We start from the raw sequence: 22,397 nt of genomic DNA, 5'->3' as shown, positions 1-22,397 counted from the left end.
GCACCGGTTCACCCATGGCGCAGGGGTGGTTCCGATTCCAGCACAGCCATGGCGGCGTTGTGTCCGCCGATCGCACTGACGGCGCCGCCGCGGCGGGCACCGGAGCCGCAGAGCAGGATCTGCGGATCATCCGTCGCCACGCCCCAGCGGCGCGCCGGGGTGTCCAGCGGTTCGCCGTCCTCCACGAACGGCCAGTCGAGGCCGCCGTGGAAGATATTGCCGCGGGGCATCCCGACGGCGCGTTCAATGTCCAGGGTGGTCTTGGTTTCAATGCAGGGCCGCCCGTCCGGATCCGTCATGAGCAGATCCTCGACGGGCTCAGCCAGGACGGAGTTCAGGGAGGCCAGGACGGCCGCCTGCAGTTCGGCGCGGCGGTCCTCGTTGTTCTCCGCCGTGACCAGCCGGTCCGGGACGTGCAGGCCGAAGACGGTCAGTGTCTGGGCGCCGGCGGCCTGCAGTTCCGGGGACAGGATGGTGGGGTCGGTCAGCGAGTGGCAGTAGATTTCGCACGGCAGCGGCGAGGGCACGGATCCGGCGGCGGCGGTGCTGTAGGCGGCGTCGAGCTGGGACCAGGTCTCGTTGATGTGGAACGTCCCGCCGAACGCGGCCTCGGGGCTGACGGATCCGTCCAGCAGCTCCGGGAGGCGTTTGAGCAGGAGGTTGACCTTGACCTGCGCACCCTCGCGCTGATGGTTCGGATTGGTGGCGGCGACCGCTGAAATGCCAGGGTCGCCGGCGGCGGCGCCGGCTGACAGGTCGGCGGCAGGCCGGCCGCGCAGCCGGTCGAGGACCACCGGCGCCACATTGGACAACACCCACCGGGCGGAAGACGAATGGTCCTGCCCGCCGTGGCGGTAGTCCACGGCGCCGCCGGGCCGGACGGCGGTCACGTCCGCGGAGGTCAGGATGGTCGCGCCGGCGTCGCGCGCGGCCCGCTCCAGCTCGCCGGAGACCGCGCCCATGCCGCCGACCGGCACGTCCCAGTCCCCCGTCCCGCCGCCGATCAGGTGGTAGAGGAAGCAGATGTTTTGCTGCAGGTCCTCATCGTCAGCCCGGGCGAAGGTACCGATCAGCGCATCCGTCAGGACCACACCGCGGACCAGGTCGCTGCCCAGCTCCCGGCGGATCGCCTGCCCGATGGGATGTTCGATCATGGCCTCCCACGCCGCGTCGGCCCCGGCCCTGGCGGCGAGGGCCCGCGCGTCGGACCGCGCCAGCAGCGGCGCGGTCATGGTGGGCCAGAGTGCCTCCGTGAGCTGCCGGCACGCGGCGTAGAACGCGGTGAAGGCGCCGAACTCGCCGTCGGGAGCGCCGACGGCGGCGAACGACGCGGCCGTGGCGGCCTCGTCCCCGTTGTCCACCAGCAGGGCCCGGCTGCCGTCCGCGGGGTCCGGGGTGTAGGAGGAATAGCGCCGCCGCGCCAGCGTGATGCGCAGGCCGAGGTCGTCGATGATCTGCCGGGGCAGGAGGCTGACGAGGTACGAATAGCGCGAGAGGCGGGCGTCGACGCCGTCGAACGCGTGCGCGGATACCGCTGCGCCGCCGGCGTGTTCCAGCTTTTCCAGGACCAGGACGTCCCGCCCGGCCTTGGCCAGGTACGCGGCCGCGGCCAGTCCGTTGTGGCCGCCGCCGACGATGATGGCGTCAAATTCCGTGTTGCTCGACATGGGCCTATCCTGCCATCCGGATCCGCCGGCGGGCGTGAGGCGTCCGGCCACCGGACGGGCCGGGCCGGGGGGACGTGACTGCTGGGGGCAGGCCAGCGCGAATGAACGACGTCGATCCGCCCTGATCTGCCCGGGAACGCAAAAGGCCCCGGTCCGAGGACCGGGGCCAAACGCGGAGACGGGGGGATTTGAACCCCCGGTGGAGTTGTGCCCCACACTTCATTAGCAGTGAAGCCCATTCGGCCGCTCTGGCACGTCTCCAATTGCTAATAACTAGCCAACCAAGGATACGCAGAAGGTGCCACGCAGTGCAAAACGGCCGCTCCAGAGCAACGCGGGGTCAGATCCGGCCCATGCGGGGCCCCCGGATGGGCGCTAAGTGACCCCGCGTTGCTTGGGTGTGGGCCTTACGCCTCGGTGCCGGCGAGGGCCCGCCACAGGAAATGCTGGCTGCGGCTTTGCAGGGCCGCCGCCTGCCGGTTGTCCGAAGCCCCCGCGTGGCCGCCCTCGAGCGCCTCGTGGAACCAGACATTGGGGATGCCCATGGCCTGCATGCGGGCCGCCATCTTCCGGGCCTGGACCGGCCCCACCCGGTCATCTGAAGTCGCCGTCCAAATAAACGTCTCCGGGTAGTCCACGCCGTCCTTGAGCAGGTGGTACGGCGAAAACGTCTTTAGGAACTCCCACTGCTCGGGCACGTCGGGGTCGCCGTATTCGCCGATCCAGGAATAGCCCGCGGACAGTTTGGTGTACCGGCGCATGTCCAGGAGCGGGACCCCGCAGGACACGGCGCCAAACAGCTCCGGGTACTGGGTGAGCATGTTGCCCACCAGCAGTCCGCCGTTGGAGCCGCCCACGCAGCCGAGCCGCTGACGGGACGTGACGCCGCGGGAGATCAGGTCCTTCGCGACGGCGGCGAAGTCCTCGTACGCCCGGTGGCGGTTGCCCTGCAGCGCGGCGCGGTGCCAGTCCGGCCCGTACTCGCCGCCGCCGCGGATGTTCGCCACCACGTAGACGCCGCCGCGGCGGTGCGTGCCCTCGCCCTCTTCGCCGCTGGACTCCGCGGTCCGCCGCTCCAGCCACGCCCGGCCGATCGCGCCGCTGTACGCCGGCGTCCGCGAAATCTCGAAGCCGCCATAGCCGGAAAGCTGGGTCGGGTTCTGGCCGTCCAGCACCAGGTCCTTGGCGGCCACCTGGAAGTACGGAACCTTCGTGCCGTCGCTGGAGGCCGCGAAGTGCTGCTGGACCTCGTAGCCCGCCTCGTCGAAGAACGACGGCGACGTCCGGATCACCTCGTGCGTGCTGGTCACCGATCCGCCGTCGCGGGCGAGTGTCCCGCGGGTCAGGGTGGTCGGCGTCGTGAAGCCGGTGGCCACCAGCCAGAAGTCGTTCCCTGCACCCGGTGCCTCGCCTTCGGCGACCGAGGCGGCGCCGCCGGTACCGTCGTCGTCCGAGCCTTCGGCGTCGTCTTCGTCATCCACCGCGAAGGCATTGACGTCGTGCAGGGGCGGGCAGGCGTCCAGCACGGTGGCGGCCCACGCGGCGTCCGTACCGGGGCGCCGCGGATCCAGGACGTGGATCTCCGAGGACACGTCCCGGAGCAGGTTCAGCAGCAGGAAGTCCCGCGTCCAGCTCCAGGACTGTAGGGAGGTGTGCGGATCGGGGGTGAAGAGCACGCCGAGGTCCCGGGAGCCGGCGAGGAAGTCCTCGAAGCCGGCCGCGAGCAGGGAGCCCGCCGGGTGGGTGGTGCCGTTGACGGTCCAGTCACGCTGCGGGCGGAACAGCAGCCATTCACGGTGCGAGCTCAGGTTCACGTCCGCCGGCACGTCGACCTGCACCCATGCACCATCGCGCAGCACCGAGGTGTTCTTCTCGAAAAAGCTGATCCAGTCGACGGCAAACGTTCGTTCGAAGCCCGGCGTGGAGTCGTGGGCCACGATCGCCATCATGTGGTCCTCGGGAATGTCGAACAGCTGCTCGGCCTGGGCCAGGGACTCGCCGCGGCGCAGCTTCACCCCGGTGCGGGCATAGGACGAGGTGGTCCGCGGCAGATCGTGGGCGGTGGTGGCGACCAGCAGGGTGTCCCCGTCCAGCCAGGAGGCGTTGCCCTTGCCGGTCGGGAGGTCGAAGCCGCCGTCGGCCGGGTCCACGAAGCCGCGGGCCTCGACGTCGAACTCCCGGTGGCGGTTGGCGTCCCCGCCGTCGGGGGAGAACGCCAGCAGGGCCCGCCGGTGGGGTTCACCCGGGGCCGGGCGGAGGAAATTGGCGCCGTGGAAGACCCAGTCCTGGTTCTCGGCGGCGGCGAGGGCGTCGACATCCAGCAGGACATCCCACTCGGGGGTCCCGGCCCGGTAGCTGTCCCAGCTGGTGCGCCGCCACAGGCCCCGGGGGTTGTCCCGGTCCTTCCAGAAGTTGTAGTACCACTCGCCGTGCTTGCCCACCATGGGGATCCGGTCGGTGGAGTCGAGGACCTCCAGGATCCGGCCTTCCAGATCGGCGTAGTCGGCGTCCTCGAGGAGCTCCTCGGTGCGGGCGTTCTGTTCCCGGACCCACGCCAGCTGCTCCTGGCCGTAGATGTCCTCCAGCCAGATGTTTTCGTCGACGGGTTCGGGGGAAGTCCCTCCAGCAGGGAGGGCGCCGGTGGCCTCGCCGGACGCGGACGGGTGGTCAGCTTCTGTGGTGGTCATTTTCCCATCCAAGAACATCGGTGCGGCAGTGGCAAGTCACACCGAGGTCAAGCCGGCGGCCGGTTGCCGATACGCTGGATGCCGTGGGCATATCTCGAAGCATCCGGACGGCAGTGATAGGCGCCGGTCCCCGGGGCACGAGCGTGCTGGAACGGCTCCTCGCCAACTGGGCCTCCGCCGGCTCCGCGGGCACCCTGCACATCGACGTGGTGGACCCTTATCCGGCGGGCCCGGGGCACGTCTGGCAGCCCGGACAGTCGCGGCTGTACCTGATGAACACGCAGTCCTTCTATCCCACCGTGGTCCCCGAAGACCCGGAACTCGTGCCGCCCCTGGCCGGGCGCACATTCGACCAGTGGCGCGAACTCCAGCAGGCCCACCCGCACCCTTCGCTCACTGACGACGAACGTGCCGAGCTCTCACGGCTCGGCGAGGCGGACTTCCCCAGCCGGGCCCTTTACGGCCGTTACCTGCGGTCCACCCTCGAGGAACTGCTCACCGTGCTGCCGGCCGGCGTCAGCGTGGACTTCCACGCGGCGAGGGCGACGTCCGTCCGCCACGCCGCCGCGGAGGCCGCCGCGGCGCCGGGCCCGGACCTGGCCGCCTCCGGGCCGGCCGGCGCGGAGGACGCTGCGGTGCGGTTCGACGTCGTGCTCGACGACGGCACCGTACTTACCGTCGACTCTGTGGTGCTGGCCGTGGGCCACCTCGACGCGCGGTTGAACCCTGAACAGCGGGAGCTGCTTTCCGCGGCGGAGGAACTCGGTCTCCTGTACGTGCCGCCGGCGGCGCCCGCCGACGTCGACTGGTCCCGGGTGCCGGGAGGCAAACCTGTCCTGGTGCGCGGCATGGGCTTGAACTTCTTTGACGTGATGGGACAGCTGACGGAAGGGCGCGGCGGCCGGTTCGTTGCCGGAGAGGGCAACGCTGAACTGACGTATCTGCCGTCCGGCCGCGAACCGCTCATCATCGCCGCCTCACGCCGCGGCACCCCCTACCGGGCGAAGGCGACACTCACCGGCTACTACCCCGGAACGGTCCGGCTGCGCTACTGCACTGAGGGCGCGATCGCGAAGTTCGCCGACTCCGGAATCCGGCCCTCCTTCGACTACGACCTCTGGCCGCTCCTGCACCGGGACGCGGTCTGGGCCTACTACTCCACGCTCGCGCGCTCGCAGCCCGATGCCATCCTGACCGGCCCGGCCGAGTTCCTGCGCGCCCTGGACGAGTCTTTGCGGCCGCACGCTCACTCGACCGTCAAATGGGAGCACACGGCGGAATCGGTGATTGCCGTCCATGTCCGGGCATCCCACCGCCTGGACCTGCTCGGCCTCGCGGCGCCCCTGGCCGGGCGCTCGTTTGACTCCAGAGCCGAACTGGACGCCGCCGTCGTCGACTACCTGCTCGACGACGCCCGGCGCTCGGCCCTTGGTGAGGACGATCCGGTGAAGATGGCGATCGGCGCGCTGCACCACGGCCGGGCCGTGCTCAAGACCGCTGTGGCCGATAGCGGCATCACGGACGAATCCTGGGTCGCGGGCCTCCGGGGCTGGTTCGAATCATTCGTGGAAGGCCTGGCGAGCGGTCCGCCGGCGCTGCGCTCCGCGCAGCTCGCGGCACTGGCCCGGGCGGGCATCGTGCGCTTCGTGGGCCCTGACCCCAAGTTCGGCGTGGACCGGCGGGCCCGGATGTTCACCGCGGCGTCACCATGGGTGGGCGGCGGAATGGATGAAAGCGCCGACGGCGGGGCGGAAGGTGCCGCGATGGAGCCTGCCGGCGTCGGTGGTGCTGCCGCGGGCGGTGCTGGGGTCCGCGGTTTTGTGGGCAGTGCCGGCGTGATCGGTGCTGCATCAGGGACGGCGCACGCGGGTGCGGTAAGGGACCGGACGGAGAACGCTGTGTCCGGATTTGGGGCGGCCGCCGCGTCCGGTTCCGGGGCGGGGGCCGTGTCCGCGGCGGCGATGATCGAGGCGCTGGCCCCGGCCAACCGGGTGGCCGTCAACTCTTCGCCCTTGGTGGAGCAGTTGCTCGCCGAGGGGCTGGTGCGGCCGCGCCTCATGATGAGCGTGGAGGGGACCCCGGTGCAGACTTCCGGGCTGGACGTCGTCCCGCACCCGTACCGGCCGCTGGGTGCCAACGGGTCCGTGACGCCGGGGCTTTACGTGCTCGGGCTTCAGCTCTCCGCCACGCAATGGGGCACGGCCATCGCCGCCGAGGCCCGGCCGAAGTCGGGCCCGGTCTACCGCAGCGGCCAGCGCACCCTGCGCGACGCCGACGAGATCGCCCGCGACATCCTGGCCCCGTAGCCCGTAGCCCGTAGCCCGTAGCCCGTAGCCCGTAGCCCGTAGCCCGTAGCCCCTAGCCCGTAGCCCGCACCCCCTAGCCCGCAGCCCGTAGCCCCTAGCCCGTAGCCCGTAGCCCGTAGCCCGTAGCCCGCGGCTCAGGAGCCGCTCAAAAGTGGACATGTCCTCCGGCGCGCCTGCCTCCAAGAGTGGGCATGCCCTCCCCTGGGGCCGGGCAGTGGACAGTTGGTGCTTATGTCCAGTGTTGCGGGCCAGGGGAGGGCATGTGCCGTGGTGGGGGACCAGGAAGTCCGGGCTAAGGCATCAGCCCTTGAGGCACTTCCGGTAGGCGGCCATGGCTGTCCCGTAGTTCACCTGGCCCACGAGATCCCCGGGCCTGGTCGGCTTGACCGGCGGCGTGCACTTCGGCGGGACGGGGACGCTGGCCGCGACCTTCACCGCCGTTTTCACCACAGTGCCGGATTCGACGGCGGTAAGCACCAGGGTGCCCGTGCCGGCGGCGGCGCCAGCGGGAACCAATACGCTCACGTTGGCAGCGCCGGCGGTCACCGGTACCGTACCCAGGGCCGTCACGGTGCCCGCAGCGTCCGTGAACTCGGCGCGCAGCGAGGCATTCACCGGGCTGCCCAGCGAGGTGAGGTCCAGCTTCGAAACCGCCAGTGTGATGGATTCGCCGCCCTTGACCTCGGCCGCCGTCGTGTTCACGACAGCCACGGAGCGGCGGGCGAAGTCCGGCGAGACCGGGTTGTGGGCCTGCAGGTACTTGATCCAGGCGTCGCGGTCCACGAGCCCGGAGTCCTTGGTGCCCGCGCCTTCCTTGAAGATGCGGAAGTTGTCGCCGCCGGTGGCCAGGAAATTGAACGTCCCGATCCGGTAGGACTTCGCCGGGTCGATCATTGCACCGTTGACCCGGATCGAGGTGATCCGGTCACCGGCGGCGCGGGCGGCGTCGTAGGTGTAGTTCACGTTCTTGGACAGGCCCAGCTGCTGGTACGCACGGCTGGGAACCGTGCCGTCCGGGTTGGTCTGCCACTGCTGCTCCAGCAGGGTCTTGAACTGCGCGCCCGTGAGGGACGTGGTCCACAGATTGTTCACGAACGGCAGCACCGCGTTGGCCTCGGCGTACGTGATGGTGCCGTCGGGCGCGTAGTACAGCTCGTTGCGCAGGCCGCCCGGGTTGACGACGCCGATTTCGGCGGCGCCCAGGTCCGGCGCCTTCAGCGCATCCACCAGGGAGTCCGCCACCAGGTTGCCGAGGGTGGACTCGCTGCTCCGGTCATCGCGCACAGCCGGGGAACCGGCGAACGCCGTCGTGATGTCCGCCGTGACCTTGCCGACAGGCTGGTTGCCGACCACCGCGGCGTCGGCCAGGGCCTTGTCCACGATGGCCTTGACGGCCGCGACGCGCGGGTACTGCGCCACAAGATCGGCTGCCGGCTGCGCGGCGCTGGTGGTGCGCTGGACGTTGCCGGCCTTGTACCCGGTCACCGACATGGTCCTGGTGTCGATGGTCAGCTGGATCTGGCCGATGAACTCGCCGTAATTTCCGGTCTGGACGATCGGGCGGGTCTTGCCCGTGGGCTGGCCCGCCGCATCCAGGACCGGGGCGTCCCACGCGTACTGCTTGTGGGTGTGGCCGTTGAAGATCGCCGCCACATCCGGGGTGACCTTCTGGACCATCTTGGCGAAGGGGCCGCCGGCGGCGATTTCCTGCTCCAAAGTGGCGCCGTCGGGCGCGCCCGACCCGGCGCCGTCGTGGTTCTCCACGATGATGACGTCGGCGAGCTTGCCCGCCTTGATCTTCGCCGCGACCCGGTTGATCGCGTCGACGGGGTCACCGAATTCAAGATCCGCGATGCCTGACGGCGTGACCAGGGACGGCACCTCCTGCGTAACCGTGCCGATCACGGCGACCTTCACGCCGTTCATGTCCAGGACCGTGTATTCCGGCAGGACCGGGGTGGTGGTGCCTTTGGCGTAGACGTTGGCGCCCAGGTACGGGAACTTGGCGTTGGTCCCGCCGGCGGTGACGCGGTCGCGCAGGTCAGCCCAGCCGCCGTCGAACTCGTGGTTGCCCACCGCGGAGGTGCGCAGCTCCAGGGCGTTCAGCACGTCGATGGTCGGCTGGTCCTTGGCGATCGCCGAGGCGAACAGCGAGGCGCCGATGTTGTCGCCGGCCGAGATGAACGCGGTGGCGCCCGGGGCGGCAGCGGCGCGCAGCTTCTCGATGGTCCCGGCGAAGAACACGGTGTTGGAATCGATGCGGCCGTGGAAGTCGTTGATGCCCAGGAAGTTCAGCTCAACACTTGCCGGGGTGACGGGCAAGTTCAGGCCCACCACCACGGGATCGTGGTCGCTGGCGCGGAACTGGTCCGGAGCGTAGTAGTCGGTGACGTTGTTGTTGTAGCGGCTGTACTCCAGCGCCACGGATTCCACGGAGTTGATGTTCCAGATGTCCGCGCCGGTGACGGCGGCGTTGGCCGCCGGGGAGGCGAGGATGTGGTCCAGCGAGCCCACGAGGCCGCCGAACAGGTAGGAGTGCTTGGCGGACCCGTCGGCGTTCTTGGCCTTCTCATCCTGGTTGACGTACCCGGCGCCCGTGAGGACGTTGATCGGATCCTCCTTGGCGTAGGAGTTGAAGTCACCGATCAGGAAGACCTTGTCCGTGCCCTTGGACTTCTGCAGTTCGTCGGCGAACGCCAGCAGGGACTTGGCCTGGGCGGTGCGCGCCAGGTTCGAGGCGCCCTGGCCCTTGTCGGTGTCATCCGGCGTCGCGGCGGAGCCCTTGGACTTGAAGTGGTTGGCGATCGCGATGAACTTCTTGTCATCGGCGGCGCCGACCGGCTTGAAGACCTGGGCCATCGGCTTGCGGGCGCTGGCGAACGCGACCGTGTCGTTGTGGATGATGGATTCGCCGATCGGTTCGGCGGCGGCCAACTTGTAGATGAACGCGGTGCGGATCATGTCCTCGTCCGCCAGCGGGGGCGCGTTGGCGGGCGTGCGGACGTAGTCCCAGATTCCCGGGGTGGCGATGTTCAGGGCATCCACCAGCTTGGCGAGGGCGTCGTCCCGGTTCTTGCCGAACTGGGCCGAGTTCTCGACCTCCATGAGCGTGACGACGTCGGCCCCGGACTTGGAGATCGCCGCGACGATCTTGTCCTGCTGCCGCTTGAAGTTCTCCGCGTTCGCCGCGCCGCGGACGTCGCAGCCGCCCTTGACCGTGATGGGGTTGCCGTCCCGGTCCGGGTAGAACGTGCAGCCGGAGATCTGGTCGCCGGTGGTGGGGAAGTAATTCAGCACGTTGAAGGAGGCAAGCTTGAGATTGCCGCCAACCGCCGCGGGGGTGTCCGCGCGGGTGGCGCCGAAGCTGGCCGGCTGGACGGTGTCCGCGTTGGCGGCCGTCAGCTGGGTCAGGGGCTGGAACTTCCAGGCATTGTTCGCGTAGCTGAGCACCACGTTGGTTTTGAACGCCACCGGCGCGCCGACCCGGACGTGATCGGCCGTGGTCAGATACGGGAGCACCTGGGCCTTCGTGGCGGCGTCCTTGAGGAAGTTCGTGGTGGCGCCGTCGTCGAGCTTGATGCCGCGGGCGGCATTCGCCGCGACCGTGGCGGTGTACTCCGCAGAACCGAACGGCGCGACGGCGGTGGGCTGCGCCAGCGCGGTGGTGCCGCCGGCCAGGCCGATCTCGCCGTACTGGTTCAGCGAGAAGTTGTCCGCCACCGTGACGGGGCCCTGCGGGGTGAGCAGCATGCCTTCGAGGGACTCACGGAAGGCCTCGTCGGCGGGCAGGGCGAAGCCGGTGGCCTTGACCTCGGGGGCGGCCTCGGTGAGCTTCTTCAGATCGGCAGCCGCGGCGACGTTCAGCTGGGTCATGCCGAAGAATTCGCTGACTGCGCCGGTGAGCTCGACGTAGTCGCCGATCCTGACGGCGTCGACTGTGGACGGCGAGTAGACGAACACCGCGTCCGACGCCGCGTGGTTGGCCGGCGTGAGATCGCCGCCTGTGCCGGGGGTCTGGACGTAGTAGCCGGCGAAGCCGCCGGTGGGGAACGTGGCAGTGACCCTGCCGCGGGTGGTGACCGAGGATCCTGCCAGCGGGCTTGCGGTGCCGTTGCCCTGGATTTCGGCAATGGTCTTGGCGGCCGGAGGCGTGCCCGGCCCCGGGTCCACGGGTGGATCCACGGGCGGGTCCACGGGTCCGGCAGCGCCACTGGCCGCCGTCGGCGTGATGGCTGCGTTCAGTGCGAAGTCGGCGGCGTTGTTGTTGGTGTCCCCGCCGTTGCTGCGGTTGATGCTCTTGACGTCGGTGTTTCCCGACGGCGCCGCGGCCGCCTGGGCCTCGAAGGTGTAGGAGGTGCCGTAGCCGAGGAGGTCCGCGACGTTGGCCGGTTCGATGACCGAGCCTGTCGGCAGCGGGTTGAGTGCTGTGGCCTGTTTGGCCAGCACGATCGTGCCGCCGCCACCGGCCGGGTTGAAACCGGTGGCGGTGGCGTCGGCGGCCGGCAGGTCGGTGCCGGCCGTGCCGTTGCTGCCGCCCTTGAGCAGGTAGTAGCCCTTGGCGGGAATGCTGCCCGCCAGGGCTGCCACCGAGCTCGGCGCACCGGTGCCCGGGGCTGAGCGGTACTGGAGACTCCAGCCCTCCAGTGAGACCGGTGCGTCGGAGCCGTTGTACAGCTCGACAAACTTGTTCTTGAAGGCCGCGCCGGAGCTGCCGCCGCTGAGATAGGCCTCGTTGATGACCACCGGCGAGGTTCCGGTTGCTGCCGGCAAGGGTTCGGTGGCGTTAGCCGGCGCGGCCGCCGCCAGTGGAGCTGCTATCAGCGCCGCCGACAGTGCTGAGCCCAGCGCTGTTTTCCAGGGTGTTATTTTCATCCGCTCTAACTCTCATTAGGGTGCCCCGGGTAAAGGGCAGGGTGCAGTGCGTCCGCAGGGTGCAGCGGACAGTGGCCGGCCAGAACTCCTGGTCAAGTCGTGCCGGGCCCATCCAAACAGGGGTGAATGAACAACGTATGGACTAAACGTGCATTCGGCGGGACGCCCCCCAGCGGGACGCGCCGCAGCCTTCCCGGAGCGGCTCGAAAGCCCCGGGCAATGGTGACTGGTGATACGGGTGAGCGGTGTCCGGGTGCCTCCACCGGACGCTCCACAGCAGAATACCGGCCAGTAGCCCTCGGGGAAGGCTCTGGCCGGTATTTCCTACAACAATTTTTGTAATTAGGTGGGAAGAGCTCTGGCGTCCTGGCCGGTTAGGCGTCCGTGGGGGACTGCCCGCCCTGTCCGGTGTCAGCCACGATCTTGAACATCGCGCCCGTGGGGTCGGTCAGTGTGGCGAGCCTGCCGAACGGGGTGTTGTCCGGCCCGTCGATGACCTTGGCGCCTAGGGACACTGCCGTCTCGATGGAGGCGTCGGCGTCTTCCACGGCGAAGTAAACCTGCCAGTTGGACGGGACCTCGGCGGGAAGGTAGGCAGACGCGTCCATGATCCCGGCCTTGGCCGCCGGGCCCGCGCCCAGGGTGGTGTAGCGAAACTCCGGGGTGTCGCTCATGACGTCGGTGTCCCAGCCGAACACGTCCTGGTAGAACTTGACGGCGGCGGCGTAGTCCTTGGCGTGGAGCTCGTGCCACGCCGGGGCACCGGGCTCGGCCGCCAGTTCATAGCCCTTCATCTCCGCCGGCTGCCACACGCCGACCGACGCGCCCGTGGCGTCGGCGATCATCGCCATGCTGCCCTGTTCGGGGACGTCCATGGGCGGCATGTAGACCTGGCCGCCGTGTTCCGTTGCCGCCTTGACGGTGGCGGCGGCGTCCTCCGAGCGCAGGTACGTGGACCACATGTCCGGCCACGCGGCCTGATCCTCCTGCTTCTGCATCAGGCCGGCGACGGACTTGCCGTCCTTCCAGGCCGTGATGTAGCCGCCGTATTTTGCTTCGTCGCCGGTCTGGTACGTCCAACCGAACAGCGCACCGTAGAACGACTTGGCCTTCTCGGCATCGGATGTCATGAGGTCGATCCAACATGGTGCGCCGTTGGAGTGCTCGGGTGTGGGCATGGAGGCTCCTGCTCTCTGTGGCGGCCGTTGACGTGCGGCCGCCGGACTCTGGTTTGTGTGGAGATGGGGTGGTGGAGACACAGAGAGACTATGACGGGGCACGGACAGTTTCAACAGGTGGGTCGAGCGAGGGGTTGGGGAAGCGGCCAACGCCGGCGTGTCGTTGACGCTGTACCCAACCATGGCCACCTTGATGCCCGACGCTGCAGTGTCTAGCAATTTGGCCAGATTGTGAGAGGATACGACCACGCCGCATGCCAATGGCGGGGTGTCGCATTAATGTTGCTCGAATGCGAGAGGTGACCATTGAACACTTCGCTAACAGTCCTGCAGTCTTTCCCAGCGCCGCGATCCACGACCAATCCCTATTTGGTGCAACTGGCCGGCGGCCTGCAAGAACTGCCCGATATCAGCGTCATTAACTTCAGCTGGCGCGCTGCTCTCTTTGCCAAGTACGACGTCTTCCACATCCACTGGCCTGAAATCTTGGTCAGCGGTCATAGTCCGCTGAAAAAACTCGGGCGACAGGTGCTCACGCTGGCTCTCCTCGGGAGGCTCGCTCTGGCTAGGACGCCCATAGTGCGAACTGTCCACAACGTAGAGCTGCCCGAGGGCATCTCCGTCCGGGAGGTGTTTCTCCTCCGCCTTATTGACCGCAAAACCACGTTTTACGTTCGGCTGAACTCGAGGACGCAGCTGCCGACGGACCGGCCCAGCGCCACGATTCCACATGGCCACTATCGTGAATGGTTCGCCGACTTTCCGAAGGCGCAGCAGATACCGGGTCGCATAAGCTACGTCGGCCTGATCCGGCGCTATAAGGGCGTTGAGGACCTGATCACGTCGTTTAGGGCAACGGCGGACACCCACCCCGAGCTATCACTTCGGTTGGGGGGTAAACCCTCCACCGGGGAGCTGGGGCAAGCCATGACGGCCTTGTCGCAAGACGACCCAAGGATAAGCCTCAATTTGCAGTATGTCTCCGACGCGGAGCTCGTTGACACCATCTCGAGCTCGGAACTCGTGGTCCTCCCGTACCGATTTATGCACAATTCCGGCGGAACCCTGGCCGCCCTGTCTTTGGATCGACCTGTGCTGGTTCCGGCCAATGACGTCAACCAAGCGTTGGCCGTCGAAGTCGGACCGGGATGGGTGTTTCAGTACACCGGGGCGCTAACGCCCGAAATAATCCTTCAAACGTTGTCGTCAATTGCAGCGGAGGGTCGCCGCAGGCGCCCGGACCTCTCTTCGCGGGACTGGGAAGCGGGCTCGGTGGCCCACAGGGAGGTCTATGAACGGTCGCTTGCCAATGGTGTTGGCCGCTCACCGCAGCCGCAGAATGCGGGCCACCCGTGAAACAACAGACGCTGCTCGTCGCAGTGCTGACGTATCGACGCCCCGCAACACTTGAACGGGGCCTCGCAACCATGCTCCGGCATGTTGAGAAACTCGCTCGGGACACGGACCGGGCGATTTCGCCCAGTATCGTCGTCGTCGACAACGATCCGGCTGAAAGCGCGAGAAGCACAGTCATCGGCTTTCATTCCGACCTGATCCGGTACGTTCCCGAGCCGGTACCCGGCATATCGGCTGGTCGAAATCGAGCATTGGACGAAGCCGCCAACCATGATTTGCTCGTCTTCATCGACGACGACGAGGAGCCGCAGGAACTCTGGCTGGAGCCGCTGCTGGACACGTGGCGGCAGACCCGTCCAGCCGCAGTCATGGGAAGAGTGGTTTCGCAGTTTGATGCTGAACTTGATCCCTGGATTGCCGCTGGTTCTTTCTTCCGCCGCCGGAGGCTGCCGACCGGGACGGTGGTGCCGGTGGCGGCGGCGGGCAATCTCTTGCTAGACATGCGCCAAGTCCGGAAAGCCGGTGTACGTTTCAACAATAATTTCGGTCTCTCAGGAGGCGAGGACACTCTTTTCAGTCGGTTGCTTGTGCGGGCGGGCGGAACGATTCTCTGGTGCGACGAATCGGTGGCGACGGACTTCGTTCCCGCTGATCGCACGACCCGGAACTGGGTTCTCCGAAGAGCATGGAGCCACGGAAATTCGGCCGCATTGGTCGACATCCACTCGGCGGAAAGAGCCATGCAAAGGGGGGTGGCGCGCCTGATGTCGGTTTTCCGCGGCATACTGCGAATGTGCGGCGGGTCCTTGCGGTTCGGCTTCGGGACGCTCATGGCATCCCACCGCCATCAGGCGCGAGGATTGCGGACAGCCTACCGCGGTGCAGGGATGCTCGCCGGGGCGATTGGAGTCGCCTATCTTGAGTACTCGCGCGAAAGACGCTCGCAGACGTGGTTCAGGCGGCCAGCCGTCCGCCGGCCGGGGAATAGCGGATGAAGCACCTGGCGCGGGTTGTAGTTCGCGCAGCCAAGCCCATCATCCGCGCACATTCAGGTTTTGTCGGCTCGGTCGTGGCCGTCGACACGGCGGTCCGGAATATTGTCCTGACCTATGACGACGGCCCAGAGCCAGGCGGGACAGACAGCATCCTGAAGGTGCTTGATGAACGGCAGTTGAGCGCCACGTTCTTCGTGCTGCTCAGCCGAGCACGCCGGCATCCGGGCTTGCTGGGCGAAGTCGCAGCTGCGGGCCATGAGATAGCCCTCCACGGACTTGACCATCGGCGGCTCACTGGCTTTTCTTTTCGTGAAGTTGCTCAAAGGACCAGGGATGGCCGCGCCGAGCTCGAAGATTTGATCGGCAGCCGGGTCGAGTGGGTCCGTCCGCCATACGGCCGGCAGACATTGGCTAGTTGGCGCGCGGTCCAGTCCGCCGGGCTTATGCCCGTCATGTGGGGTGCCACGAGTTGGGATTCCAGGGAGATGCCCCAATCCGACCGTATCCGCAAGGCAATGACCGGTGCGGTCCCCGGGGCTATCCTCCTTTCGCACGACGGTCACGCTGGCCCGGCAGACGGGGTCGACGACGGACCCTCACCATCGCTGGACAGGGGAGAGCTAACCGCCGGGATCGTCGATGCGTGCGAAGATCGCGGACTGGGTGCCTGGTCGCTGCGGGATTCCCTGCAACACGGAACTCCTGTGCGCGCTGCATGGTTCAAGAAGTAATGCTGTGGCCAACAATCCGGCCAAAGATGCTGACTGAATAGACGAGTATAGGCCGGCCCGAACGATCTTTCGATGGTTCCGCGCTTACCTTCAGCCAGGGGTGCACAGGACCCATAGGGGCTAAAGTGGCCTGGCCGGAGCGAGACGCTACAACCGACGTCGCAGCACCGCCACCACTAGGAGTTCAATGAGTCTGCGTTACGCACTGCTGGCCATCCTCGAGGCCGACGCGATGTCTGGTTACGACCTGTACAAGCACTTTGAGGCCTCGGTCGGCCATGTCTGGTACGCGCCTGACTCCCAGATTTATCCCGAACTGCGCAAGATGGAACGTGAATGGCTCCTTGAGGGGGAGGAGATGCCGGGCGGTCGCTCCGGAACCAAACGCCGTTACCACATCACGGCGTCAGGGAAAGAGGCCTTTGCGGCCTGGATGAACACACCCAACACCTATCAGCCTGAGCGCGACCAGGTCCGCCTGCGTGCGACTTACATGGAAACCGCGGAGCCCTCGGCAGCTCGGGCACAGCTTCGGGCGCATATAGAGCACCACAGTGACCAGATCCAAGGATGGGAGAAAATCCTTTACCAGATCGACTCCGGCGCCTTCCCCATACTTAACCGTCGGCTCGAGAAAATGGCACCGGAGGACCGAGAAGGTACCCGGGCTTTCAAACGCTATGCCTACGAGGGGCTGATTCTCGATTCTGAAGCCGAAATTTCCTGGACGCACCGGGGATTGCGGCTGCTCGACAGGCTTTACGGAGCGGAAGCAGGCGCCTGAGGCTAGGGGCACAGCAACCACTCACCAGCTGCGGAACCGTGCCGCGCTAACCAGGGGCAACAACCTCCATCGCGGCCTGGACGCAGGACAAGAAGGATTCAGCTGGGCTGAATCCGTTTCCTTTGCCGAGGAGAAACCGGAACGGCCGGCCTACCAGCCGGCCGTTCTTGTCCCGTCACCATTGTCGCAAGGCATGGACACCGGTCAGCCCGGAACGTTCCGGGGATCATTGCCGTAGCTGTTCTTGGCACCAATAGCCAGTCAGAGCCGGCGCGGGAATGCCGAGCGTCGGCCGTACAGGGTGAGCAGCAGGGCGGTGATGCCGAGGGCGATCATGACGACCGGGAGCACCAGCCCGTCGAATGGCGTCAGGAGAATCGCGCCGAGAATGCCCGCGCCGAAGATAGCCAGGTTGAAGGCGACCGGGAGGAATGCATTGGCGACGTCGGCGTTGTCGCCTCCGGCGGTGGTGAGTGGTCCCTGGACCTGGGCTGATGCGCCGCCGAAGGTGAGGCCCCAGAGCGCGGCGGCGATCAGGATGGCCATTGCCGATGCATGTCCGGTCAGCAGAATGAGTCCGGAAGCGACGAACACGGTGACGCTGAGGTGAAGGAGGGGCCTCGGGTGGCGGTCCAGCAGCGCACCGGTGACGGCGACCCCGACGACGGACGCGATGCCGTAGACCAGCAGGACCAGGCTGGCGGAGAGGCCGGTGCCGGTGGCCCGGAGGTAGGGGGCGATGTAGGTGTAGATGGTGCTATGGGCGAGCATCCAGGCGACGATGACGGCCAGGATGACGGCGACGCCGGGGATCTTGAACACCCGGCCCAGGGGGAGCCGTGACGCCCGCGGTTGGCCGGCGGCGTCGGGGACGCATCCCAGGACCAGCGCAGCCACGATGATCCCGAGGACGGACAGGGCACCGAAGGACCAGCGCCAATCGAAAGCTGTTCCGATCCAGGCGCCGAGTGGGGTGCCGAACGCGAATCCGAGGGGCGCCCCGGTGGACACGATGGCCAAGGACAACCCTGCGTGCCGGGGCGGGCTGATGCGGCGCCCGTAAGCGGCGAGCATTCCCCAGATGATTCCCGAGAACGCGCCCGCAAAGAATCGTGACACGAGTGACAACGTCACATCAGGTGAGACTGCGGTGACCGTGGTGGCAAGCACGAGACCGGCGATACCGCCGAGCAGCAGCGGCTTTCGTCGCATGCCACGCGTCAGCATGATCGCGGGGATGGTGACGATGACCGTTCCGAGGGCGTACGCGCTGACCAACAGACCCACCGTACCTTCGCCGGTGTGGAGGCCGGCGGCAATGACAGGAAGCAGGCCGGCGGGCATCGTCTCGGTGGCGACGAGGATAAATCCCATGGCGGCCAGGACCACCAGTGCGGTCAGGGGCAGTCTTTGCTGTGCGTTGTCTTCTTGTGCATTGTCTTCTTGTTCTCTGTTTTCTTGTGCGCTGCCCTCTGGTGTGGCGTCGACCAAGGCACTGGCTTCCTGTGCCGGTGTTCGGGTGGGGGCGGTCGTCATGCGGGTCCTTTCGTGGGTGGCGGTAATGCCTCAGCGTTGGGGTTGGTCAAGCGTGGCTGCGTAGCCACCGGAAGCGGCGCCTCGCCCGACGTCGTCGACCGTTCCGCAGGCCGCGAAGCACAGCTCAACCCTCTGGCCAGTCAAGCCCGATTTCCGCGGGCGGGGGAGTCCCCGGTGAGACGTGTACCGGGAGGGAACCCCTTGTTTGGCCGCAGCGATTTACCCTTGATGCATGGATAACCGGGGTGAAGTGCGTGAGTTCCTGATGTCGCGCCGTGCACGACTGACGCCGGAACAAGCGGGCCTTGCGGCAGGCTCGAACCGACGGGTGGCCGGATTGAGGCGCAGCGAAGTTGCGGTCCTCGCCGACGTCAGCGTGGAGTATTACGCCAAGCTGGAGCGCGGTTCGATCGCCGGTGCGTCCTCGTCCGTGCTCGAATCCATCTCCCGTGCCCTCCGGCTTGACGACACCGAGCGTGCCCACTTGTTCGATCTGGCCCGCGCCGCAGACGGCATCCCGACCTCTGGACGGTCGCGCAGGCGCGCGACCGTCCAGGCAGGGGCGCGTCTGAGCCTGCAGTGGGCGCTGGAAGCGATCACCGAGGGCGTCGCATTCGTTCGCGACCCGTACCAGAACCTGCTCGCGACGAACGCGTTGGGCCGGGCGTTCTACTCTCCGGTGATCGGGGACGGCGGCCGCACCCCTAACTTGGCGCGGTTCCAGTTCCTCGACCCCGCCTCGCGCGACTTCTACCCCGACTGGGACTTGTTCGGCGAAATGTGCGTCGGCATCATGCGCGCTGAAGCCGGCCGCGACCCCCACGACCGCACCATGCAGGACCTGGTCGGCGAACTGTCGACCCGCAGCGAGACGTTTCGGACACTGTGGGGCGCCCATAATGTGCGGACTCACGGGTCCGGCACGAAACGCTTTCACCACCCCGTGGCCGGCGAACTCACGCTGGCCTACGAGGAACTGGCGATCACCGCGGAACCGGGCCTGGTCCTCTTGGTCTACACCGCCGAGCCGGGCTCGCCCTCAGCGGAACGGCTGCACCTCCTCGCCAGCTGGAGTGCAAGCGACGACGCCACGATCGAACGGCGCCGGGCAACCAGCTGAAGGAGGGAAAGTTCCGTGCCGCCAGAGAGCGTGTTACCCGGCGCCGGAGTTGCCTTAGACGTAGTTCAGGCTGATGAGCAGCGCCTTGAGCTGGGCGTATTGGTCTGTTGCCATCCAGGCCTTAGCGGCGGTCCGGGTCGGGAACGCGGGGTCGTTGAAAAGAACACTCGTGGTGAGCCCGCCGTTCCCCGTGGCGAGGAGCCCGCAGCTGGAGGTGACGCCTTTGCCCTGCTCCAGGTATCGAGGGTCGCGGAGACCCATTCCGTAAAAATCGCGGGTCGAAGAGGATTCCACGGCGAACCCAAAAACGGGTTTAGTGCCGTCCGGTGCGGTCATTCCCGGAGCCTGCCCCTTATCGAACACTTCGCGGGAGGTGGGCGCAGCTGCGCAACCAGTGGTAAAGCCATTTTGTAGTGAGAGCAGATCGTTGCCGGCGCCATCGGAAACGATCGCTTCAACGCCGGGGACGGTTCGGGCAGGCGGGAGGACCGTGCGCACGGTCCAGGTCGACGGATACGTGAAGGAAATGTGGCCATCCGGGAAAGTGAACGTCTTCCGCGCAGGTGCTGCAGGCTTCGCTGACGGGGCAGGCGCCGCCACCGGGGGTGCCGCGCTGGCGGTCGGCGCCACCGGTGCTGGAGTGGCGGTTGGTATGGCCGTCACGGTCGGCGCGGCCCCAGCCGTGGACCCTGTGGTCGAGCGCGGAGCGGCAGCGGCAGGATCAGTTCCTGGCCGTGATGCACATCCGGCAAGGACGAGGCTGAGCGCAATGCCCGCCATTGTGACATGCGCGTAAAACCCGGTGCGGTTGAGACCCACTTAATTGTTCCCCCAATATTTGCGACGGCGGGGTGATTATCCCGCTCGAGACCTCAGTATCAGGTATGCGGCCGGAAGTTATTGTCAGGTCTGAAAGACGGTGCTGAACCGTTACCTTGGGCTGCCAGTTGGCCGCCAACACGGCCAACACTGACAGCTGATGATTCTTGGGCCGGTCGGGAGTTTCACTCCGGGGCGGAGACGAGTAAGGCCGGCCGGAACGATCTTTCGATCGCCCCGGGCCGGCCTCTGAACCGCGCAAGATCTGCGCTCCCGCGGAAGGTAAGAGATTCGAACTCTTGGTACGGGGTCACCGCACACTGGTTTTCAAGACCAGCTCCATCGGCCGCTCGGACAACCTTCCCTAACGAGTAGTCTTTCATAGGCAGTCGGCTGCCACAAAAACCAAAAACACGCAGCGCTTGCGGGCGCGGGCAACTCCCCGCCCTATTCTGGGGAGAGATGTTGAACGGACCTGGTGATCGTGCTGCAAGTGCGCGGGGCCAGTTAGGAATCGGGAGTGCTCCATGAAGGCTGTCTATATCTCAGAGCCCGGCGGACCCGAGGTCCTGGAAGTCCGTGAGGTCGAAGCCCCCGTGGCGGGCCCCGGCGAGGTGCTGATCGACGTCGTGGCCGCGGGCCTGAACCGTGCCGACGTTCAGCAGCGCAAGGGGTTCTACCCGCCGCCCCCGGGTGCCTCCGAGATCCCGGGGCTGGAGGTTTCCGGCAGGATTGCAGGCTTCGGCCCGGGCGTCACCAAGGCGTTCTCCGTGGGGGACAAGGTGGTGGCGCTGCTCGCCGGCGGCGGCTACGCCCAGAAGGTGGCCGTTCCCGCCGGGCAGGTTCTGAGGATTCCCGACGGCGTGGATCTGGTCACGGCCGCATCCCTGCCGGAGGTCGCCGCGACGGTCTACTCCAACCTGATCATGACGGCGCAGCTGCAGCCGGGCGAGACGGTCCTGATCCACGGTGCCACGGGCGGGATTGGCACCATGGCCATCCAGCTCGCGAAGGCCATCGGCGCCCGGGTGGCCACGACGGCCGGCAACGCGGAAAAAGTCGGCACAGCCAAGGCCTTCCTCGGTGCGGACATCGCCATCAACTACGCGGAGGAGGACTTCCCGGTGAGCCTGCGCGCGCAGAACGGCGGCAAGGGCGCGGACGTGATCCTCGACGTCGTCGGGGCCAAGTACCTCGCGCAAAACATCGATGCGCTCGCTGACTACGGACGCCTTGTGGTGATCGGGCTCCAGGGCGGAGCCAAAGCGGAACTGGACCTTGGGCAGCTGCTGCGGAAGCGGGCCGCCATCATCGCCACCGCGCTGCGTCCCCGCCCGGTCGAGGAAAAGACCGTGATCATGAACGCCGTCCGCGACGCCGTGTGGCCGATGCTGACCGATGGCAGGATCCGGCCCCTTGTGGCCAAGAGCTTCCCGCTGGACCAGGTCGCCGCCGCACACACCTACTTCGACTCCGGCGACCACGTGGGCAAGGTCCTGCTGGTCATGTAGCGGGGTGCCGGATCCGGCCTGAAACCGCAGGTCCGGGCCGACTTATTCCGTACGGGGCATGCGCTGTTTTGCGGCAAGGACACCAAAGACGATAGCGTGGTTCCATACGCGGTATACACGCGTCTTGGGGCGCGTGTATGCTGTGTGATTTCGTGACTTAGCGATTCCGGGGGGCGCCATGTCTATCCGTCACAGTCTCCTCGCCCTCTTGCAGGACCGCCCGCGCTACGGGTACCAGCTCAGGACCGAATTCGAGGACCGCACCGGGTCCTCCTGGCCGCTGAACATCGGACAGGTCTACACCACCCTGGACCGGCTGGAACGCGACGGGCTGGTCCGCAAAGACGGCGGCGACGGCGACGGGCACGTCATCTACAGCATCACCACGGCCGGCCGGACCGAAGTCGGCTCCTGGTTCACGGCCCCGGTATCCCGCGCGAATCCGCCCCGGAATGAACTGGCCATCAAGCTCGCCCTCGGCCTCACAATTCCCGGGACAGACGTCGGCGCCATCATCCAGGCCCAGCGGACGGTCTCCATCCGCGCGCTGCAGGACTACACCAAGTCCCGCCGCGACACGGCCGCGCTTCAGCGCCCGGCCGACACCGCCAGGCTCCTGGTGCTGGATTCCCTCATCTTCCAGACCGAAGCCGAGGTGCGCTGGCTGGACCTCTGCGAGGCCCGCCTCGTGCAGCTCAGCAACCTCCGGGCGTAGCCGGGCCGACCGCTCGTCGCGCAATCCACACCGCCGGGCGCAGGGACCCGACCGGGACCCGCCCGCATTGGTAGGGTGCCGGAGGGCAGTTCTGTACCGGTGGACTGCCCAGCTGGGTTT

At 67.2% G+C, this 22,397-nt stretch carries 14 protein-coding genes and 2 tRNA genes; 8 read left to right on the top strand and 8 right to left on the bottom strand.

Annotated features, from left to right (window positions below; all coding sequences use genetic code 11):
• Nucleotides 1-8: 8 nt before the first annotated feature.
• From AC1DKN_RS07990 to AC1DKN_RS07980, 3 genes are all read right to left on the bottom strand, one after another.
• Nucleotides 9-1,667: a phytoene desaturase family protein gene (locus AC1DKN_RS07990; protein WP_476870963.1), complete on the bottom strand. Its 1,659-nt coding sequence runs from the start codon at nt 1,665-1,667 to the stop codon at nt 9-11.
• Nucleotides 1,668-1,840: 173 nt separating this feature from the next.
• A tRNA-Ser gene (locus tag AC1DKN_RS07985) sits at nt 1,841-1,928 on the bottom strand.
• A gap of 146 nt (nt 1,929-2,074) precedes the next feature.
• Complete coding sequence (locus tag AC1DKN_RS07980; protein WP_476870962.1) at nt 2,075-4,354, bottom strand: prolyl oligopeptidase family serine peptidase; 2,280 nt, start codon at nt 4,352-4,354, stop codon at nt 2,075-2,077.
• An 83-nt stretch (nt 4,355-4,437) separates the two neighbouring features.
• Here AC1DKN_RS07980 and AC1DKN_RS07975 point away from each other — a divergent pair, with 83 nt between their 5' ends.
• Entirely contained in the window at nt 4,438-6,660 is a 2,223-nt protein-coding gene (locus AC1DKN_RS07975) for an FAD/NAD(P)-binding protein (protein ID WP_476870961.1), read from the top strand.
• A 300-nt stretch (nt 6,661-6,960) separates the two neighbouring features.
• On the opposite strand, the gene AC1DKN_RS07970 is transcribed toward AC1DKN_RS07975, so the two are convergent.
• On the bottom strand, nt 6,961-11,532 hold the full coding sequence (locus tag AC1DKN_RS07970) for an ExeM/NucH family extracellular endonuclease (RefSeq protein WP_476870960.1): 4,572 nt from the start codon (nt 11,530-11,532) through the stop codon (nt 6,961-6,963).
• 374 nt (nt 11,533-11,906) lie between these two features.
• On the bottom strand, nt 11,907-12,710 hold the full coding sequence (locus AC1DKN_RS07965) for a VOC family protein (protein WP_476870959.1): 804 nt from the start codon (nt 12,708-12,710) through the stop codon (nt 11,907-11,909).
• A 372-nt stretch (nt 12,711-13,082) separates the two neighbouring features.
• Here AC1DKN_RS07965 and AC1DKN_RS07960 point away from each other — a divergent pair, with 372 nt between their 5' ends.
• From AC1DKN_RS07960 to AC1DKN_RS07945, 4 genes are all read left to right on the top strand, one after another.
• Nucleotides 13,083-14,066, top strand: coding sequence for a glycosyltransferase family protein (locus AC1DKN_RS07960; RefSeq protein ID WP_476871060.1), 984 nt, complete (start codon nt 13,083-13,085; stop codon nt 14,064-14,066).
• On the top strand, nt 14,063-15,061 hold the full coding sequence (locus AC1DKN_RS07955) for a glycosyltransferase family 2 protein (protein ID WP_476870958.1): 999 nt from the start codon (nt 14,063-14,065) through the stop codon (nt 15,059-15,061). The genes AC1DKN_RS07960 and AC1DKN_RS07955 overlap by 4 nt, the downstream gene beginning before the upstream one ends.
• Nucleotides 15,058-15,792, top strand: a complete 735-nt coding sequence (locus AC1DKN_RS07950) for a polysaccharide deacetylase family protein (protein WP_476870957.1) — start codon at nt 15,058-15,060, stop codon at nt 15,790-15,792. Before AC1DKN_RS07955 ends, AC1DKN_RS07950 begins: the two co-directional genes overlap by 4 nt.
• Before the next feature lie 187 nt (nt 15,793-15,979).
• Nucleotides 15,980-16,576: a PadR family transcriptional regulator gene (locus AC1DKN_RS07945; RefSeq protein WP_476870956.1), complete on the top strand. Its 597-nt coding sequence runs from the start codon at nt 15,980-15,982 to the stop codon at nt 16,574-16,576.
• A gap of 261 nt (nt 16,577-16,837) precedes the next feature.
• Here the strand turns inward: AC1DKN_RS07945 and AC1DKN_RS07940 are convergent, their stop codons facing one another.
• The gene (locus AC1DKN_RS07940) at nt 16,838-18,112 is read right to left on the bottom strand and encodes an MFS transporter (RefSeq protein ID WP_476870955.1); all 1,275 of its coding nucleotides are present in this window, start codon (nt 18,110-18,112) and stop codon (nt 16,838-16,840) included.
• A gap of 232 nt (nt 18,113-18,344) precedes the next feature.
• Between AC1DKN_RS07940 and AC1DKN_RS07935 the strand changes: the two genes are divergently transcribed.
• Nucleotides 18,345-19,232 carry a helix-turn-helix transcriptional regulator gene (locus AC1DKN_RS07935; protein WP_476850606.1) on the top strand — a complete coding sequence of 296 codons (888 nt, stop codon included), beginning with the start codon at nt 18,345-18,347 and terminating at the stop codon, nt 19,230-19,232.
• A 54-nt stretch (nt 19,233-19,286) separates the two neighbouring features.
• Here the strand turns inward: AC1DKN_RS07935 and AC1DKN_RS07930 are convergent, their stop codons facing one another.
• Together AC1DKN_RS07930 and AC1DKN_RS07925 are read right to left on the bottom strand one after the other, a co-directional pair.
• Entirely contained in the window at nt 19,287-19,568 is a 282-nt protein-coding gene (locus AC1DKN_RS07930) for a hypothetical protein (protein ID WP_476870954.1), read from the bottom strand.
• Nucleotides 19,569-20,327: 759 nt separating this feature from the next.
• A tRNA-Ser gene (locus AC1DKN_RS07925) sits at nt 20,328-20,415 on the bottom strand.
• A 163-nt stretch (nt 20,416-20,578) separates the two neighbouring features.
• Between AC1DKN_RS07925 and AC1DKN_RS07920 the strand changes: the two genes are divergently transcribed.
• Together AC1DKN_RS07920 and AC1DKN_RS07915 are read left to right on the top strand one after the other, a co-directional pair.
• The gene (locus AC1DKN_RS07920; RefSeq protein ID WP_476870953.1) at nt 20,579-21,562 is read left to right on the top strand and encodes an NAD(P)H-quinone oxidoreductase; all 984 of its coding nucleotides are present in this window, start codon (nt 20,579-20,581) and stop codon (nt 21,560-21,562) included.
• A gap of 178 nt (nt 21,563-21,740) precedes the next feature.
• Complete coding sequence (locus AC1DKN_RS07915) at nt 21,741-22,277, top strand: PadR family transcriptional regulator (RefSeq protein ID WP_223914389.1); 537 nt, start codon at nt 21,741-21,743, stop codon at nt 22,275-22,277.
• Nucleotides 22,278-22,397: the final 120 nt, after the last annotated feature.

It is taken from the genome of Arthrobacter sp. 01N444 (assembly GCF_056399305.1).
This window is presented reverse-complemented; position numbering and strand designations above follow the sequence as displayed.

What these genes read in the sequence shown, in the direction of transcription:
- AC1DKN_RS07990 (WP_476870963.1), bottom strand. Translation starts at nt 1,667, where the DNA reads ATGTCGAGCAACACGGAATTTGACGCCATCATCGTCGGCGGCGGCCAC.
- AC1DKN_RS07980 (WP_476870962.1), bottom strand. Translation starts at nt 4,354, where the DNA reads ATGACCACCACAGAAGCTGACCACCCGTCCGCGTCCGGCGAGGCCACC.
- AC1DKN_RS07970 (WP_476870960.1), bottom strand. Translation starts at nt 11,532, where the DNA reads ATGAAAATAACACCCTGGAAAACAGCGCTGGGCTCAGCACTGTCGGCG.
- AC1DKN_RS07965 (WP_476870959.1), bottom strand. Translation starts at nt 12,710, where the DNA reads ATGCCCACACCCGAGCACTCCAACGGCGCACCATGTTGGATCGACCTC.
- AC1DKN_RS07950 (WP_476870957.1), top strand. Translation starts at nt 15,058, where the DNA reads ATGAAGCACCTGGCGCGGGTTGTAGTTCGCGCAGCCAAGCCCATCATC.
- AC1DKN_RS07945 (WP_476870956.1), top strand. Translation starts at nt 15,980, where the DNA reads ATGAGTCTGCGTTACGCACTGCTGGCCATCCTCGAGGCCGACGCGATG.
- AC1DKN_RS07940 (WP_476870955.1), bottom strand. Translation starts at nt 18,112, where the DNA reads ATGACGACCGCCCCCACCCGAACACCGGCACAGGAAGCCAGTGCCTTG.
- AC1DKN_RS07935 (WP_476850606.1), top strand. Translation starts at nt 18,345, where the DNA reads ATGGATAACCGGGGTGAAGTGCGTGAGTTCCTGATGTCGCGCCGTGCA.
- AC1DKN_RS07930 (WP_476870954.1), bottom strand. Translation starts at nt 19,568, where the DNA reads ATGACCGCACCGGACGGCACTAAACCCGTTTTTGGGTTCGCCGTGGAA.
- AC1DKN_RS07920 (WP_476870953.1), top strand. Translation starts at nt 20,579, where the DNA reads ATGAAGGCTGTCTATATCTCAGAGCCCGGCGGACCCGAGGTCCTGGAA.
- AC1DKN_RS07915 (WP_223914389.1), top strand. Translation starts at nt 21,741, where the DNA reads ATGTCTATCCGTCACAGTCTCCTCGCCCTCTTGCAGGACCGCCCGCGC.